15 protein-coding genes are annotated in these 15,002 nt (G+C 73.6%); 4 read left to right on the forward strand and 11 right to left on the reverse strand.

Annotated features, from left to right (window positions below; all coding sequences use genetic code 11):
• On the reverse strand, window positions 1-186 hold a 186-nt coding region (locus VIU94_RS29495; RefSeq protein WP_331915876.1), incomplete at its 3' end, for a hypothetical protein.
• Between the two features lie 123 nt (window positions 187-309).
• Window positions 310-1,113, reverse strand: a complete 804-nt coding sequence (locus VIU94_RS29500; protein ID WP_331915878.1) for a tyrosine-protein phosphatase — start codon at window positions 1,111-1,113, stop codon at window positions 310-312.
• 114 nt (window positions 1,114-1,227) lie between these two features.
• Between VIU94_RS29500 and VIU94_RS29505 the strand changes: the two genes are divergently transcribed.
• The gene (locus VIU94_RS29505; RefSeq protein WP_331915880.1) at window positions 1,228-1,653 is read left to right on the forward strand and encodes a hypothetical protein; all 426 of its coding nucleotides are present in this window, start codon (window positions 1,228-1,230) and stop codon (window positions 1,651-1,653) included.
• Between the two features lie 4 nt (window positions 1,654-1,657).
• On the opposite strand, the gene VIU94_RS29510 is transcribed toward VIU94_RS29505, so the two are convergent.
• Together VIU94_RS29510 and VIU94_RS29515 are read right to left on the reverse strand one after the other, a co-directional pair.
• Complete coding sequence (locus VIU94_RS29510) at window positions 1,658-3,064, reverse strand: DUF1996 domain-containing protein (RefSeq protein WP_331915882.1); 1,407 nt, start codon at window positions 3,062-3,064, stop codon at window positions 1,658-1,660.
• Window positions 3,065-3,138: 74 nt separating this feature from the next.
• Window positions 3,139-4,140 carry an NAD-dependent epimerase/dehydratase family protein gene (locus VIU94_RS29515; protein ID WP_331915884.1) on the reverse strand — a complete coding sequence of 334 codons (1,002 nt, stop codon included), beginning with the start codon at window positions 4,138-4,140 and terminating at the stop codon, window positions 3,139-3,141.
• Window positions 4,141-4,264: 124 nt separating this feature from the next.
• Here VIU94_RS29515 and VIU94_RS29520 point away from each other — a divergent pair, with 124 nt between their 5' ends.
• Window positions 4,265-4,930 (forward strand): hypothetical protein, encoded by a 666-nt coding sequence (locus VIU94_RS29520; protein ID WP_331915886.1) that lies wholly within the window; start codon window positions 4,265-4,267, stop codon window positions 4,928-4,930.
• A 45-nt stretch (window positions 4,931-4,975) separates the two neighbouring features.
• A complete protein-coding gene (locus VIU94_RS29525) occupies window positions 4,976-6,436 on the forward strand; it encodes a PepSY-associated TM helix domain-containing protein (protein ID WP_331915888.1) in 1,461 nt (486 codons plus the stop codon).
• A gap of 6 nt (window positions 6,437-6,442) precedes the next feature.
• Here VIU94_RS29525 and VIU94_RS29530 read toward each other — a convergent pair whose 3' ends face one another.
• From VIU94_RS29530 to VIU94_RS29550, 5 genes are all read right to left on the reverse strand, one after another.
• Window positions 6,443-6,982 (reverse strand): winged helix-turn-helix domain-containing protein, encoded by a 540-nt coding sequence (locus VIU94_RS29530; RefSeq protein WP_331915890.1) that lies wholly within the window; start codon window positions 6,980-6,982, stop codon window positions 6,443-6,445.
• A 286-nt stretch (window positions 6,983-7,268) separates the two neighbouring features.
• A complete protein-coding gene (locus VIU94_RS29535) occupies window positions 7,269-8,180 on the reverse strand; it encodes a DUF6891 domain-containing protein (protein ID WP_331915892.1) in 912 nt (303 codons plus the stop codon).
• A gap of 107 nt (window positions 8,181-8,287) precedes the next feature.
• Complete coding sequence (gene glnII / locus VIU94_RS29540) at window positions 8,288-9,319, reverse strand: glutamine synthetase (RefSeq protein WP_331915894.1); 1,032 nt, start codon at window positions 9,317-9,319, stop codon at window positions 8,288-8,290.
• A gap of 138 nt (window positions 9,320-9,457) precedes the next feature.
• Window positions 9,458-10,621: an ARPP-2 domain-containing protein gene (locus VIU94_RS29545; RefSeq protein ID WP_331915896.1), complete on the reverse strand. Its 1,164-nt coding sequence runs from the start codon at window positions 10,619-10,621 to the stop codon at window positions 9,458-9,460.
• On the reverse strand, window positions 10,618-12,036 hold the full coding sequence (locus tag VIU94_RS29550) for a hypothetical protein (protein ID WP_331915898.1): 1,419 nt from the start codon (window positions 12,034-12,036) through the stop codon (window positions 10,618-10,620). The genes VIU94_RS29545 and VIU94_RS29550 overlap by 4 nt, the downstream gene beginning before the upstream one ends.
• Window positions 12,037-12,286: 250 nt before the next feature.
• Here VIU94_RS29550 and VIU94_RS29555 point away from each other — a divergent pair, with 250 nt between their 5' ends.
• Complete coding sequence (locus tag VIU94_RS29555; RefSeq protein ID WP_331915900.1) at window positions 12,287-13,228, forward strand: Gfo/Idh/MocA family protein; 942 nt, start codon at window positions 12,287-12,289, stop codon at window positions 13,226-13,228.
• A gap of 26 nt (window positions 13,229-13,254) precedes the next feature.
• Here the strand turns inward: VIU94_RS29555 and VIU94_RS29560 are convergent, their stop codons facing one another.
• Both VIU94_RS29560 and VIU94_RS29565 read right to left on the reverse strand, forming a co-directional pair.
• Complete coding sequence (locus tag VIU94_RS29560) at window positions 13,255-13,908, reverse strand: SCO2207 family protein (protein WP_331915902.1); 654 nt, start codon at window positions 13,906-13,908, stop codon at window positions 13,255-13,257.
• A gap of 56 nt (window positions 13,909-13,964) precedes the next feature.
• The coding region (locus VIU94_RS29565; RefSeq protein WP_331915904.1) for an aminotransferase-like domain-containing protein at window positions 13,965-15,002 on the reverse strand (1,038 nt) is incomplete at its 5' end.

Raw genomic sequence — 15,002 nt, forward strand, 5'->3', positions numbered from 1 at the left:
CCGGCGCGGCAGCGAGCGCTGCACCAGCGCGTGCGCGGCCAGCACCCGCCGGTTCCGCCCGAGCGCGGCCGGCAGCACGAGATACGCGATCCGCACGAGCCGCGGATAGTGCTCGACGAGCGCGGCCTCGGCCTGCTCGACGTCGATGGGGCCGGGGCCGGAAGGAACGGTTTCCTGGGTGGTCACATTCAGCAGAACGAGCGAATGATCCGATGGTCACCTCGGATCTTGATGTGTGCCGGTCAGGCCGTCAGGCGCTCGCGGACCCGGTCAGGCGCTCGCGGACCCGGTCGGACGCTCGGGACCCGGTCAGGCGCCGGCGGATTCCGTCAGGCGCTCGCGGATCCGGTCCGCCGTCTCGTCGGAGACGCCCAGACCCTCCCGTACGTACTTCTCCATCGAGCCGTGCCGGACGGCGACCTCCTCCAGGGCCGCCGTCAGGTACTCCGGCGCGACGCCGATGATCGCCAGGGCCAGCTCCGGGTCGCCGCCCTGCGCCGTGAAGCCCTCGACCAGCGGGGCGAAGGCCTGACGGACCGCCGGGTTCACCGACAGGTACTCCGCGCGGATCGTCTCCTCGTCCGCGCCCAGCAGCGAGAGCACGATCACCGTCGCCCAGCCGGTGCGGTCCTTGCCCGCCGTGCAGTGGAAGAGCAGCGGCGTCGCCGCCGGGTCCGCCAGCTCCGTCAGGAGCGCCCGGTACGAGGCCCGCGCCGAGTCCGTCGACACGAACGCCCGGTAGGTGTTCTCGAAGGCCCGCCGCACCCTGCCCCCGCCCAGGTGCCGCTCCGCGAGCGCCGGGTCGGCCATCAGCGACTTCAGCCGGGCCGCCGGCGGCAGCCCGCTGGTCGCCAGAAAGTCCGCGAGCACGTCCGCGACGACCACCCGGCTGCGCGGCAGGACGTGGTCGGGCCGCTCCGTCCGCTCGTGGTCGGTGCGGAAGTCCACCACCGTGCGGATGCCGAGACCCGTCACCACCCCGTCCTCCGGGCCCAGCCGGTCCAGCTGCCCGGAGCGGAAGACCAGGCCCGGGCGGACCGTGCGGCCGCCGGCGAGCGGCAGCGTCCCCAGATCGCGGAGGTTGGCCACGGTGGCGGCGGGGATGGCGGGCATCGGCGTCTCTTCTCGTACGTAACGTCCTCTTACGTACGAAACCGTAATCGATCGGGTCGTACCAGTCCTGGCGTTCGGCCCCCGAACGCCCCGTCGACCCGGCACGATGACCCCATGCGTACCAAGCGAACCGCGGTGACGACGGCCCTCCTGACGGCGACGGTGCTGGTGACGGGGTGCGGCGGGCCCCAGGCGCCCCAGGAGGCCTCCGGCACCCTGGAGCAGCTCGCCGAGAAGGCCCGGTGCGACGCGCCGGACATGGCGACGGACGCGGCCGAGCTGCGCCAGGCGTCCTGCAAAACGGACGACGGGACGTACGTCCTGCTGACCTTCGCCACCGACCGCGGCCAGCGCGAGTGGATCAACGAGGCCAAGGACTACGGCGGTTCGTACCTCGTCGGCCGCCGCTGGGTCGTCGCCGGCGACGAGCGCACCGTGACAGCCGTGCGCGGCCGGCTCGGCGGGACGGTCGAGACCGCCGCGCCGCACCAGCCGCACGCGTCGCCCACCGGGGACGGCGGGCACTCCGGACATCACTGAGGGGTCAGGCGCAACGACGAGCCTGGTTCAGGCAGTCGACCATGCGCCGCATCAACCGCTGGTCGAAGACGTTGATGAAGTCTCCGTGGTCGGTCACCGGCTTGTGCAGCTGCTCCGGGAACGAGTCCACCGCGAACCCGGGGCCCGGCGGCACGTCGTACACGATCCGCTGCACCAGCTGCGGAATGGCCCGGAAGCCGTTGCCGCAGCGCCCGCTCCCGTCGGCGAACGCCACATGGGTGCGGTGGTTGGCGCTGTCGGTGTTCCGCCCGTCCCAGCAGCTCTGGAACTTGAACGTCCGGACGACCTTGCTGCCCTCGGGGCAGATCGGGTACTTGTCCTTCAGCTGCCGGTCCTCGAACCCGGTGCACGACCACGACGCGTTGGCGTTCGCGTCCCCGTTCGTGAACGCCTTGGCGTCACCCGTGATGATCCGCAGGAAGCGCGGCATCGCGGTCACCCGGGACACCGGGCTGCCGACGAACTGCAGCGTGACCTGCGCGGGCGTCTGGATCTCGCCCACGTTCTGGTCCTTGCCGCCGCCGTCGTCCTGCGCGTCGTTCTCGTTCTGCCCGTTCTGCAGGCGCAGGACAGGCCAGTAGTACGTGGAACGGTCGCCCTGGTTGCGGCAGCTGGTCGCGCCGGCGGCGAGCTTGTCGTCGCTCGCGAAGGCGTCGTTGGCCTGGTTGCCGACGTAGTCGTGCATGTGGTGAGCGCCGTTGCTCACGCCCGGCGCGACGATCACGTTGTCCGGGTTGAACTTGCCGTTCTCGTTGCGGCCGCAGTTCGTCGTGAACGTGCCCCTGGACGCGCCGCTGCGCAGCCGGGGCTTGCGCACGTTCGGCTGCACGGACGTGATGTCGACGAAGTCCGAGGCCTCGGGCCCGTTCCCCGCCTGGCCCTGGTCCTGGTCACCGTCCTGCCCGGGGCCCTTGTCGTCGTCGGCGCGCAGGGTGCACGGGGCCATGCCCTCAAGACCCTTCGGCGGCTCGCCCTCCCGGTCGATCAGCGCCACGATCCGCTGCAGGATCACCAGCCGCTCGTTCTCCAGCGGCTTGAGGATCTGCTGCTGCGCGAACTCCGGGTCCTGAGCGATCCGTTCCCGGTTGTCGGCGAACCTCTGGTACGCCACCGTGATCTGGCCGTCGAGCGTGGCGAGCTCCCGGTCGACCGAGTCCCGCACCCCCTGCGGCACCTCTGTCAGCTCGGCCCCGACGTCGGGGCAGTCGATCGTGGACATGGCGGGCTGTTGGGGGCCGGTCGGGTTCTGGCCGCCCCACTGGCCCCACCCGCCCTGTCCCGCCGACGCGTAGACGTTGACGGCCAAAAGGCCGCCGCCGCCCAGAATCAGTGCGGCCGACGCGGCGATGGCCCGGCTCGCGAGTGTCGAACGTTTTCGAGTCCTTCCCATGGGCCTCCATACGGACGGGACGCGTGGGGCGTTCAGCGTCCGCCGGGATTCGCGCGATTCCTGCGATCCGCGGGCTACCCGCGATCCGAGCGCAGCAGTGCCGCCTCGCGTTCCACCGACAGCCCCACCGGCGGCCGGTCCGGGCGGTGCGGGGCGGTCCCGCCGAGCGCCGTCAGCCATGCCCAGGTGTCCGCGACCGTCTCCGCCACCGGACGACAGCGCAGCCCCGTCGCCAGGGCCTTGGAGACGTCCGAGCCGTGCATCATGTCGTGGTCCTCGCCCGGCGGGATCCACACCGGCAGCTCCGTCCACGGCTCGATCCCCGCCGCGAGGACCGCCTCGGGCGGCGTCCAGCGCAGCTCGGCCGCCGCGCCCGCGGCCCGTACGCACGCGTCGAGCAGCGCGCCCATTGTCGCGTGCCCGCGCGGGGCGACCAGGTCGTACGGGCCCGAGCGCCCGGCCAGGACCGCGTCCAACGTCCATGCGGCCAGGTCGCGGACGTCGATGTACTGGATCGGCAGCTCGCGCGGCCCCGGCGCGAGGACCGGGCCGCCCCGGGCGATCCGGTTCAGCCACCACGGCAGCCGGCCGATGTTCTCGTACGGCCCGAGGATCAGCCCGGCCCGGACCAGCAGCGCCCGGTCCGTGCCGAAGGCCCCGACCGCGGCGAGCTCGCCGCCCCGCTTGGCCTCGGCGTACGGCAGGCCGTCGCCCGCGTCCGGCGAGCCCTCGACGAGCGGCCCGTCCTCGGTCAGTCCGGCCGCCGCGGGCCACGCGTACACCGAGCGGCTCGACACGTACACGTACCGGCCCGCCCGCCCGGCCAGCGCGCGGGCCGCGTCGCGGACCACCGACGGCGCGGCCGACCAGGTGTCCACCACCGCGTCCCACGTGCCCGAGGCGGGCACGGGCGGGCCGTCGCGTCCGGTGCGGTCGCCGAGCAGCGAGACGGCGCCGGCGGGCGGCGTGTGCCGGCCGCGGTGGAAGACGGTCACGTCCCAGCCGCGGGCGAGGGCGGCCTCGGCGATCGCGCGTCCGACGAACTCGGTGCCCCCGAGGATCAGCAGTCGTGTCATGGCACGACTCTGCACCAGGGGCGGTCCGGGACGACAGTTCTTCTGCTGAGGGCCGAGTTCCGCCGCGGGAGGAGCGGGAGGCGGTCTCCCGCGGCGGCGGCCGGGGTGACAACATATGGCCACCATGACGAATTCCCGCTCGCCGATACGCGCCCTGCGCGCCGCGCTCTTCGCGGCCGTATGCGTGGCGTTGGCAGCGGTGGGGCATTCGTCCATGTCCGCTCACGAGATACCGATACGTTCCCTGCTCGTCGCCTTCGCGGTGACCGGCGCGCTGGCCTGGGCGGCCTGCGGCCGGCGGCGGGGGACGCTCGCCATCGGAGCCGGACTCCTCGTCGTGCAGACGGCGCTGCACCAGATCTTCTCGGCCGGGCAGGGACATGCGGCCGGGATGCCGTCGGGGCACGCGGCGATGGACATGAGCGGCGCCCCGGCCCTGCATCAGGGCATGGACATGAGCGCGGCCATGGACATGAGCGCGGCCGCCGGGTCCGACGCCTTCGGCATGACCGCCGCGCACCTTCTCGCCGCGCTGGTCTGCGGGCTCTGGCTGGCGCGCGGCGAGGCCGCCCTGTTCTCCCTCGCCCGCACCGTCGGCGCGGCCGCGTTCACGCCGCTGCGTCTGCTGCTCGCCATCGTCCGCCTCCGGGCGCCCGAGCTGCCGCGTCCCGTACGCCCGCGCCCGCACACCCGCTGGCTGCACGGCGTCGTCCTCGCCCACGCCCTCTCCCGGCGCGGGCCGCCCCGGCCGTCCGCACCCCGCGCCACGGCCCTCGGAGCACACGTCTGACCTGGGGGCCGCTTCCCCCTGTCGACATCGACTCCAAGGACGGTCATGACCCTTGACGGTTCCGCGCGCCCGGAAACCCCGGACGCGCCCACTCTCGACACCCCCGAAACCCCCGACGCCCCCGAATCGGCCGGTCGCAGATCCGCCTGGAGCGCCCTGCGCCCCCTCGTGCTGCGGCTGCACTTCTACGCGGGCGTCCTCGTCGCCCCGCTGCTCCTCGTCGCCGCCGCCAGCGGTCTGCTCTACGCGCTGTCCTACCAGGCCGAGAAGGTCCTGTACGCGCACGAACTCACCGTCCCCGTCGGCGACGAGACCGTCCCGCTGTCGCAGCAGGTCCACGCGGCCAAGAAGGTCAACCCCAACGGCACCGTCACCGCGGTGTGGCCTTCCGCCGAGCCCGGCGCCACCACCCGCGTCCTGATGGACGACCCGGACGTCGAGGAGGGCAAGTCCCTCGCCGTCTTCGTCGACCCGTACACCGGCGAGGTCCGCGGACAGCTGCCCAGTTACGGCGGTTCGGGCGCCCTGCCGCTGCGCACCTGGCTGTCGGAGTTCCACCGGGATCTCAAGCTCGGTGAGAGCGGCCGCCTGTACAGCGAGCTCGCCGCCAGCTGGATGTGGGTCCTGGCCCTCGGCGGCCTGGCGCTGTGGATCGGCCGCCGCCGCAAGGCCCGGCGCGAGCTGTTCGTGCCGGAGCGCGGCCCCAAGTCCCGCCGCCGCACCCTCTCCTGGCACGGGTCGGTCGGCCTGTGGGCCGCCGCAGGCATGCTCGGGCTCTCCGCGACGGGCCTGACCTGGTCGACGTACGCGGGCGAGAACATCGACGCGGTCCGCGCCCAGCTCGGCGGCGCCACCCCCACAGTCTCTGCGGTCATCGGCGCGGGCGGCGAGAGCGGCGGCTCCGGCCACGAGGGGCACGCCGGGCACGGCGGCGGCGCGGCGGCCCCCGCCGCGACCGGCCCCGACGTCGGCGTCGACAAGGTCGTCGAGGCAGCCCGCGAGGCCGGCATCGACGGCAAGATGTCGGTCGTCCTGCCCGCCGAGGGCAAGGGCTACGTGGTCAAGGAGACCGACACCCAGTTCCCGGTCCACCTCGACTCGGTGGCCGTGAACCCGGCCGACGGCACGGTCATGGACGAGCTCAGGTTCGCCGACTACCCGCTGCTCGCCAAGCTGACCCGGTTCGGCATCGACGCCCACAGCGGCGTCTTCCTCGGCCTGTTCAACCAGCTCGCCCTCGCCGCCCTCGCGCTCGCCCTGATCCTGCTGATCGTCTGGGGCTACCGCATGTGGTGGCTGCGCCGGCCCGGCCGGCCGATGGCCCGCGGCGCGTGGCGGAAGGTTCCGCCGACGATGCTGCTGCCGGTTCTCGCCGTGACGGCCCTGGTCGGCTGGTTCGTGCCGATGCTGGGCATCAGCCTGCTGGTGTTCCTGGCCGTCGACGGCCTGCTCGGCCTGGCCGCCCGGGCGAGGTCCCGCTCCGGGGACCTCGCCGAGCGCCCCTGACCCCGGTCAGGGCGTGTACTTGTAGCCGACCCGCCGCACGGTCTGGATCGTGCGGCGGTGCTCGGCGCCCAGCTTGCGGCGCAGCCGCGCCACATGGACGTCGACGGTCCGGCCGTCGCCGACATGGCCGTACCCCCAGACCGTCGTCACCAGCTGGTCGCGGGTGTGCACGCGGTGCGGATGCGCCACCAGGTGGGCCAGCAGCTCGAATTCGAGGTACGTCAGCTCCAGCGGCTTCCCGTCGACGCGGGCGATCCGCTGGGTGCCGTCGATGGCCACCGGGCCCTCTTCGGCGACCGCCGTGCGCGTGGCGGCCGTCGCGATCGGCGGCTGCTGGTCGGCCGGTACGAGGACCAGGTAGCCGACCATCGGCGGCCGGCCCGGCAGCGTCGGCAGCGCGTGCGGTGGCGCGGGCAGGAGCGTCGCGCCGGGCGGCAGGAAGTCCGCCACGTGCGAGAGGTCCACGACCTCGTCGCGGTCGACGGCCCGGAGTCGGTGGCGGCCCGGACGGACGGCGGTCAGGGGGGCATGCTGAAGGTTCGCCATGGGAAGGTCAGCTCTTTCGCGCGAAGGGACGAACGGGAGAGACGTACGTCATCTGCGCGTCGGCCGAAGGCCGCGGGATCGGACCCGTGCTTTCCGATCGGGCTTTAGAGGGCCGGCGCGTTCGTCGCGCGGCAACACAGCCGGTCGAAGTCGTGATGCTGACGGGAAGGCCAGAACGGCTCGAGGTCGTGGCGACCCGTCGCGGTGCTCTGATTGCTGGCCATGCCCCCATTGAACCAGATGCGTGCCCCGGGCAGCAGACCTTTCCCACCAGCCGGACGGAGCGTCAACCCGTCAGTCTCTTCCGCCAGTCGAGCCCGGTGACCAGCATCGACGATTCGGGAGACCCGTCCCACTCGACGGTCAGGCCCTGTCCGCGCAGCGCCCGGGCCACCTCGTGGCCCACTTCCACCGTCGACTCCGCCGTCCCGTCGAAGCCGCCGTACAGCAGGTACAGTGCGCCGCCGTTGGCCGCGCCCTCGGTGCACTGGAAGTGGAAGAACACGAACCCCCGGGCGTCCTCGTCGCCCTCGCCGCCGATCTCCGTCGTCCCGCAGTTGCGGCAGCAGGTGAAGTTCTCCCGGGCGGTGATCCCGGCGCGCTCCAGCGACTCGAACGCGGCCGTGATCCGCTCCGGATCGGTCGTCCCCGTCCAGTCGGCCATCTCGTGCACCCGCTCCAGCCACAGCCTGTCCACAAGCGCAGCCGCCTGCGCCCGCGACACCGGTCGGACGTCCCCCTCGACCAGGTAGTCCTCGGCCGTCTCGGCCAGCCGCTCCCGGTCGTCGTAACCGCACCGCAGCAGCTCCCGCACCCGCTCCTCCAGGGTCTCCCGGAGCTCCGCCGCGAGCTCCGGCACCGGCTCGGGCAGCGGCAGGTCCGCCGGCGCCCAGCCCAGCCCGCGGTCCCAGGCGACCTCGCGGCGCGCCCAGCGGGCCATCACCGAGGCCACCCGCTCCGCGTCGCCGCCCTCGACCACGAAATGCCGCTCGGGGGCCCCGGCGCGGTGCTCCAACTGGAAACCGCCGCCGTCCTCGTGCCACACCTGGATGAACTCATCCGGTATGTCCGGGATGCGCTGCACCACCAGGAAGCGGTCGCCGTCCCCGCCGATCCGCAGCACGAGATCCCGCAGCGTCTCCTCCGAAACGCGCACGTGCTTCTGCCAGTTCTCGGTCCTGATCGCGATGTCGAGCATGCCCTCACTGTGGCAGAGCCCTCTGACAGGCACTGTGGCCGAGGCCACTGACAACGCGGAGCGCCCCCGCCGTTCCCGGCGGGGGCGCTCACGTCACATGCGGGGGATCAGACCTGGCCGGCCTTCTCCAGGGCCTCGCAGCAGGTGTCCACCAGCAGGCGGGTCACCGTGTACGGGTCCACGTTCGCGTTCGGGCGACGGTCCTCGATGTAGCCCTTCTGGTCCTGCTCGACCTGCCACGGGATACGGACCGACGCGCCGCGGTCGGAGACGCCGTAGGAGTACTTGTCCCACGGGGCCGTCTCGTGCAGACCGGTCAGACGGTCGTCGATGCCCGCGCCGTAGTTCTTGACGTGGTCCAGCGGCTTCGAGCCCTCGCCCAGCGACTCGCAGGCGGTGATGATCGCGTCGTAGCCCTCGCGCATCGCCTTGGTGGAGAAGTTGGTGTGCGCGCCCGCGCCGTTCCAGTCGCCCTTGACCGGCTTCGGGTCGAGGGTCGCGGAGACCTTGAAGTCCTCGGCGGTGCGGTAGAGCAGCCAGCGGGCCACCCACAGCTGGTCCGCGACCTCCAGCGGCGCCAGCGGGCCGACCTGGAACTCCCACTGACCCGGCATGACCTCGGCGTTGATGCCGGAGATGCCCAGGCCCGCCTTCAGGCAGTTCTCCAGGTGCGCCTCGACGACGTCACGGCCGAAGATCTCGTCCGCGCCGACGCCGCAGTAGTAGCCGCCCTGCGGGGCCGGGAAGCCGCCGACCGGGAAGCCGAGCGGACGCTCGCCGTCGAAGAAGGTGTACTCCTGCTCGATGCCGAAGATCGGCTCCTGCGCGGCGTACTTGGCGTAGACGTCGGCCAGCGCGGCGCGGGTGTTCGAGGAGTGCGGCGTCATGTCCGTGTTCAGGACCTCGCACATCACCAGCACGTCGTCGCCGCCGCGGATCGGGTCCGGGCAGACGAAGACCGGCTTGAGGACGCGGTCCGAGGCGTGACCTTCGGCCTGGTTCGTGCTGGATCCGTCGAAGCCCCAGATGGGCAGCTCGGCGAGGGTCGCGCCGCCGCTCGTCACGATCTTCGTCTTGGAGCGGAGCTTCGCGGTCGGCTCGGTGCCGTCGATCCAGATGTACTCAGCCTTGAAGGTCACGGGCCTCATCCTTTGGCGTGCTGCTGCGGGTGTCATGCTCGCTGCGGCTCGCGACGCTGCGAGAGCTGCGGGGTGTCTGCGCGCAGCTTCGCAACACGGGATTTCCCGTCGGTTGCCCGTTTGTGAACCCCGTGTTACTCAGCCTTCCTCTGTTTCCCGCAGCCGCCGTGCGACGGCGTGCGAATTCAGCAGCCCCCCGAAGCCGGCCCGCTCGATCCGCCGCACGATCTCGGCGTACGAGGTCCCCAAGGCCTCCGCGGTCCGCCCCAGGTGCCAGTCGTGGTCCGCCAGCCGCTGCAGCAGATGGCCCCGCCGGATCTGGTTCTCGGACAGCCGGAAGGTCTTCAGGTACGCCGTGCGCCCCTTGTGGTCGGCGATCAGCTCGCCGATGTGCTGCTCCGGCCCGCCGCGCGCGAACGGCGGCAGGAAGCGCAGCAGCTCGAAGCCGTCCATCCGGTACACCCGCTGGAAGGCGTACGAAGTCTCCAGGAGGTCCCGGGCGAACAGCCCGTCGTGCGCCCCGGCCCATGCGCGCTCCTGGGCCACGGCCGCCGCCCGCAGGTCGGCGAGCGTGCGCACGCCTCCGGCGGCGTCCCGGATCCGGGCCGTGAACTCGGGGACCGGCGCGCCGTAGTAGGCGTACTGGTGGACCAGCTCGCCGTACAGGTCCTCCACCAGGGTGGGGTGCAGAAGACGGTAGTCGTCCGGGTGCGGGACGACGAAGGCCGCGGCCAGCGCGTCGGCGGCGTACAGCATCAGACCGCACTGCCCGGGGTGGATCTCGAACACCCGCAGCGCCTCGCCCAGGCCCGGCACCGACCAGCCCGCGTACGCCGCCTCGGCGCGCGGCGACAGGCCCTGCCGTACCGCCTGCTGGGACCATTCGTCCCAGACCATGGACGGTCCGCCGAAATGCAGCGCCAGATAGCCCTCCAGGGCCAGGTGCAGCGGCAGGAAACGCAGCCGCGGCTCGGCCCTGCCCCCGCCCTTCCCGCGCTGCCGCTTCGCCATGCGGTGGTGCGGGCCGCGCACCGGGATCGTCCGGGGCCCGCCGCCGAGCCGGGAGCCGTACGCCGCCGACTCCGCGCCCTCGCCGGACCAGTCCGCGACGAAGCCGTGCGGGATGTACGACGTGTACGCGGCGCCGTCGCCGATGTCCGCCGTGTGCCCGAAGCCCGTGTACACCTCGCGGTGCAGCCGCAGGCCGGCCACCGGCTCCGCGCGCACCAGCGGGACCAGTCGGACGCCGCCCCACACCTGCGCGGGACGGACCTCCAGACCGGTCAGGTCGATCCGGGTCACGCGGCGGCCTCCTTCAGGAACAGCTCCACACGGCGGTCCAGGTAGGCCCGCAGCTCCGCGAGCCCGGTCCGGCCCTCCGCGAACTGCGCGATCTCCACCAGCGCCGGCAGGTCCTCCGCGTCCCGGATGCCCGCGGTCGGCACGCTCGGCGCGAGCCGGCGCACGTCGAAGCCGGTGGCGTCGTATACGGGGTTCAGATGCACGGCCACGGTGCGGCGCTCCGGGTCCAGGCGGCTCCGCCAGACCCGCAGCACCTCGCCCGCGAGACCGGGCGGCGCGTTGTCCCAGCCGTCCGAGACGATCACCAGCCGGTCCGGGGCCAGGGCCGCGTCGGTGTCCGGGGCCTCCAGGGCGTCGAGGATGCGCAGGCCGAGCGGGGTCGGCCCGTACGGCCGGACCAGCAGCGGGTCGGCGCCGCCCGAGGTCCAGTGCGCGGTGTACGACTCCGCCAGCGCCTCCAGCAGGAAGTGGCAGCCGAGCGCCACCGCCAGCGGACGGCGCCGCTTCACGCCCGAGCCGGAGGAGGAGTAACTGTCGTCGAGCACCGCGGCGACCCGGCCCCAGGTCCCCGCGTACGGCCCGGCGGCCCGACGCGCGGCCGCCCGCAGCGCGCCGGTCAGCTCAGCGCGCCGGTCCGCCCGCTCAGCGAAGGGGAGTGCCAGGACGTACAGCGCGAGCCGGGTCAGCGGCATCGTGGACAGGTCGGCCGCGACGCCGCCGCGCTGGGTGCGCAGCCGCTCCAGGCGGGTCATCCGGGGCGCGATCCGCTCCAGGAACAGCGCGCGAGGGACGCCGTGCCGGGCGGCGAAGCCCTCCGCCACGGTGAACGGCAGCTCGTAGACCGCTCGCTGGTCGTGATGGGCCCGGCGGTGCGCGTCCAGGAGGGCGTGGTCGTAGCGGACCCGACGGCGCGGCGCGAACAGGAAGTCGCCCGTCTCGGCGTCGGGCAGCGGCAGGTGGAGATGGCGGGCGGCCGTCTTCAGACCGGCGCGGTACTTCACCGCGTCCAGGCCGAGGTCGGGCCGGGCGGCCAGCCAGTCGCGCACGATCGCGCGGGTGCGGCGGTTGTTGACCTTGGCCGCGCGCAGCGCGCGGAACAGCCGGTAGACCCGCTGCGGCGGCAGCAGCGCGAGCCGGGCGGCGATCAGCCGGCCCTCCTGCGCGCCGGCCTCCTTCGGGGTCCGCAGCAGGTGCTCGACGATCAGGGCCGCGTTGTGGTCGTTGACGTCGAGCGCGAGACAGGCCGCGTACAGGGGGCGGTAGTTGACCCGCACGTACTCGTGCAGGAAGGACAGCGACAGCCGCTGTTCGGCGGCAGAGGAGCGGAACTCCCGCTGCCCTGTCGCGGTGACGGCCGCGTTGACGAAGAGCAGGGCGTCCTCGGCCGCGACGAGATCGGTGAGCGTCTCCGACATGGCTCCCCCGGGCTCAGTGGATGGGCGCCGGCCGGGGAATGGGGGCACGAACAGCGAAAACGTTGCTACAGAGGCAGGTCCCGGAAGTCGCACCGGAGTCCCGCGGCCGGCTCGGGAACGCTAACACCGGGGGAGGGGCGGGGCGTACGGGATTTCGGGCGGGCCCAGGGGCGATAGGGGGCGGTCGGGAGCGGTCGGGGCTTTTCCACAGGCGGCCCGCGTTGTCGGCGGGGGCGGGCAGACTGGGGGCATGACGGAGACTGCGGCGGTGAGGCACCGTACGACCCGGGTCGGGCTGGTCGGCACCGGACCCTGGGCCGGGAAGACGCACGCGCCCGCGCTGGCCGGGCACCTTGGCGTGGAGTTCGCGGGGGTGTGGGGGAGACGGCCCGAGGCGGCGGCGGAGCTGGCCGGCGCGCACGGCACGCGCGCGTACGCGGACCTGGACGCGCTGTTCGCGGAGTGCGACGCGGTGGCCTTCGCGTTGCCGCCGGACGTCCAGGCGCCGCTCGCGGCCCGGGCCGCCGAGGCCGGCTGCCATCTGCTGCTCGACAAACCGGTCGCGACCACGCCCGCGACGGCGCGTGCGGTCGCCGACGCGGCTCAGAAGGCGGGCGTCGCCTCGGTGGTCTTCTGCACGCTGCGGTTCGCCGGGCCCACGGCCCGCTGGATCGACGAACAGGCTTCGGCCGGCGGCTGGTTCACGGCCCGCGCCCACTGGCTGGGCTCGCTGTACGGCGCCGGCTCCCGCAGCGCCTACGCCGCGTCGCCGTGGCGGCGCGAGAAGGGCGGGCTGTGGGACGTGGGCCCGCACGTCCTGTCCGTGCTCCTGCCGGTCCTGGGGGACGTCACGGAGATACGCGCGACGGCGGGTCCTGTCGACACCCGGCACCTGACGATGCGCCACGCCTCGGGCGCCAGCAGCACGGCGACGGTCACCCTGAGCGCCCCGCCGGCCGCGGCGGAGGTGGGTCTGACGCTGCACGGGGAACGGGGGAGCGTGGAGCTGCCGGACTGGGGCGACTCGCGGTCGGCGTTCGCGGCCGCGGTGGACTCCCTGATCGAGGCGGCGCGGACGGGCGTGCCGCACCCGTGCGACGCACGGTTCGGGCTCCGGCTGACGGAGATCCTGGCCGAGGCCGAGGCGGCGGTGGGTGGGGACGGTGCCGTGCGCGCCGCGGCACCGTCCTGACCCCGCTCCGGGCCGGGGCCGCCCGGTCAGCCCACGCGCTCGATGCGGGCCTTGCGGATCAGGAACTTGCCGGGCTCGCGGACCTGCTCGAAGGCCTGGTTGTTCAGCAGCACACAGCTGCCGGACGTGGAGGTGACCTCGACGGTCGTGGACTTGGCGTTGTCCAGGTTGGTGACCTTCAGGCGGGTGCCGAGCGGGAACTGGTTGCTGGACGCGGCGGGTGCGCCGCCCTCGCCGGAGAGGGTGACGGTGGACCCGGCGCAGACGACGTCCCCGCCGGCGGCGGGCGGCTGAGCGGCGGGCGGCTGGGCAGCAGGGGGCTGGGACGCGGCCGGAGGCTGGGCGGCGGGGGGTTGGGCGGCCGGGGGCTGCTGGGCTCCGGCTCCCGCACCCGCTCCCGCACCTGCCTCGCCGCCGCAGCCCGACGCCGCCTGCTGGCGCCGGATCTGCGCGATCACCGCCTCCCGGTTGGCGATCCGGGCCTGGGACAGCGCGTCCGGGTTCGCCCGCTGATCCGCGATGAACCTCTCGTTGTTGGCGAGCGCGGTGGCCAGGCCGTCGCAGGCGACCGACGCCTGGCTGGTCCCGGTCAACGCCACCGCCGTACCGCCGACCAGCGCGACCGCGCCGGCCAGCAGCGCGACCTTCTTCTTCCGGCTGAGCGTCTTCTTGCGTGACACGTGGGCTCCTCTCGGTTCCTGTGTGTCGTTACGTACGAGTAGCAAGCCGGTTCTGCTCAACTCCCCCTCGCGCCGCTTTCGTCGGCCGTCGCATCGAGGGCCTCGCGGAGCGCCGCGCACAGCGCGTCCAGCGCAGGCCCGTACCGTCGCTCCGGCGGGGTCGCGTACCCCACCACAAGCCCGTCCCGCGGCTCCGCCGTGCTCCCCGGATGCCGGTACCCGGCCAGCCCTTCGACCGCGACGCCCCGGCGCTCCGCCGCGGCGAGCGCCCGAGCCTCGACGCCCGGCGGGAGCTCGACAACGGCGTGCAGCCCGGCCGCGATCCCGGTCACCCGGACCTCGGGGACGCGGTCCGCCAGGACCTCCGTCAGCCGGTCCCGGCGGTCCCGGTGCCGCTGCCGCATCCGCCGCACATGCCGGTCGTACCCGCCGCCCGCCAGGAACTCCGCGAGCGTCAACTGGTCGATCACGGAGGCGTACTGCTCCCGTAGGCCCTTCGCCGCCACGACCTCGCCGACCAGCGCCTCGGGCAGCACCATCCAGCCGATCCGCAGCGCCGTCGACAGGCTCTTGCTCACCGAGCCCATCAGCACCACCCGGTCCGGGGCCAGTCCCTGCACCGCGCCCACCGGCCGGCGGTCGTAACGGAACTCGGCGTCGTAGTCGTCCTCCAGGACGAGCGGCCCGCCCGACCGCGCCCGCTCGACCACCGCCGCGCGGCGCTCGTGGTGCAACGGCCCGCCGGTCGGGAACTGGTGCGCGGGCGTGAGCAGCACCGCCCGTCCCCGAACCTCGTCGACCAGGGCACCGTCCGCGTCGACCGGCAGCGGCGCCGTCCGCACCCCGCCGTCCGCGAGCAGACCCCGATGGAACGGCAGTCCGTACTCCTCGACCGCCCAGGTCCCGCCGACGACCCGGGCGAGCAGCCGCAGCGCGTGCGCGGTGCCGGAGCAGACCACGATCCGCTCGGGCGTGGTGCGCACCCCGCGCACCCGGGCCAGGTACGCGGCCAGCGCCTCCCGCAGCTCCACCCGCCCCTGCGGGTCGCCGGGCCCGAACGCCTCGTGCGGCGCGGCGGCGAGCGCCCGCCGGGC

The sequence above is a fragment of the Streptomyces sp. genome, assembly GCF_036566765.1.
In the GTDB taxonomy this organism is placed as follows: domain Bacteria; phylum Actinomycetota; class Actinomycetes; order Streptomycetales; family Streptomycetaceae; genus Streptomyces.

Coding starts and splice junctions, on each gene's coding strand:
- VIU94_RS29500 (WP_331915878.1), bottom strand. CDS start 1,113: ATGCCCGCCATCCCCGCCGCCACCGTGGCCAACCTCCGCGATCTGGGG.
- VIU94_RS29505 (WP_331915880.1), top strand. CDS start 1,228: ATGCGTACCAAGCGAACCGCGGTGACGACGGCCCTCCTGACGGCGACG.
- VIU94_RS29510 (WP_331915882.1), bottom strand. CDS start 3,064: ATGGGAAGGACTCGAAAACGTTCGACACTCGCGAGCCGGGCCATCGCC.
- VIU94_RS29515 (WP_331915884.1), bottom strand. CDS start 4,140: ATGACACGACTGCTGATCCTCGGGGGCACCGAGTTCGTCGGACGCGCG.
- VIU94_RS29520 (WP_331915886.1), top strand. CDS start 4,265: ATGACGAATTCCCGCTCGCCGATACGCGCCCTGCGCGCCGCGCTCTTC.
- VIU94_RS29525 (WP_331915888.1), top strand. CDS start 4,976: ATGACCCTTGACGGTTCCGCGCGCCCGGAAACCCCGGACGCGCCCACT.
- VIU94_RS29530 (WP_331915890.1), bottom strand. CDS start 6,982: ATGGCGAACCTTCAGCATGCCCCCCTGACCGCCGTCCGTCCGGGCCGC.
- VIU94_RS29535 (WP_331915892.1), bottom strand. CDS start 8,180: ATGCTCGACATCGCGATCAGGACCGAGAACTGGCAGAAGCACGTGCGC.
- VIU94_RS29550 (WP_331915898.1), bottom strand. CDS start 12,036: ATGTCGGAGACGCTCACCGATCTCGTCGCGGCCGAGGACGCCCTGCTC.
- VIU94_RS29555 (WP_331915900.1), top strand. CDS start 12,287: ATGACGGAGACTGCGGCGGTGAGGCACCGTACGACCCGGGTCGGGCTG.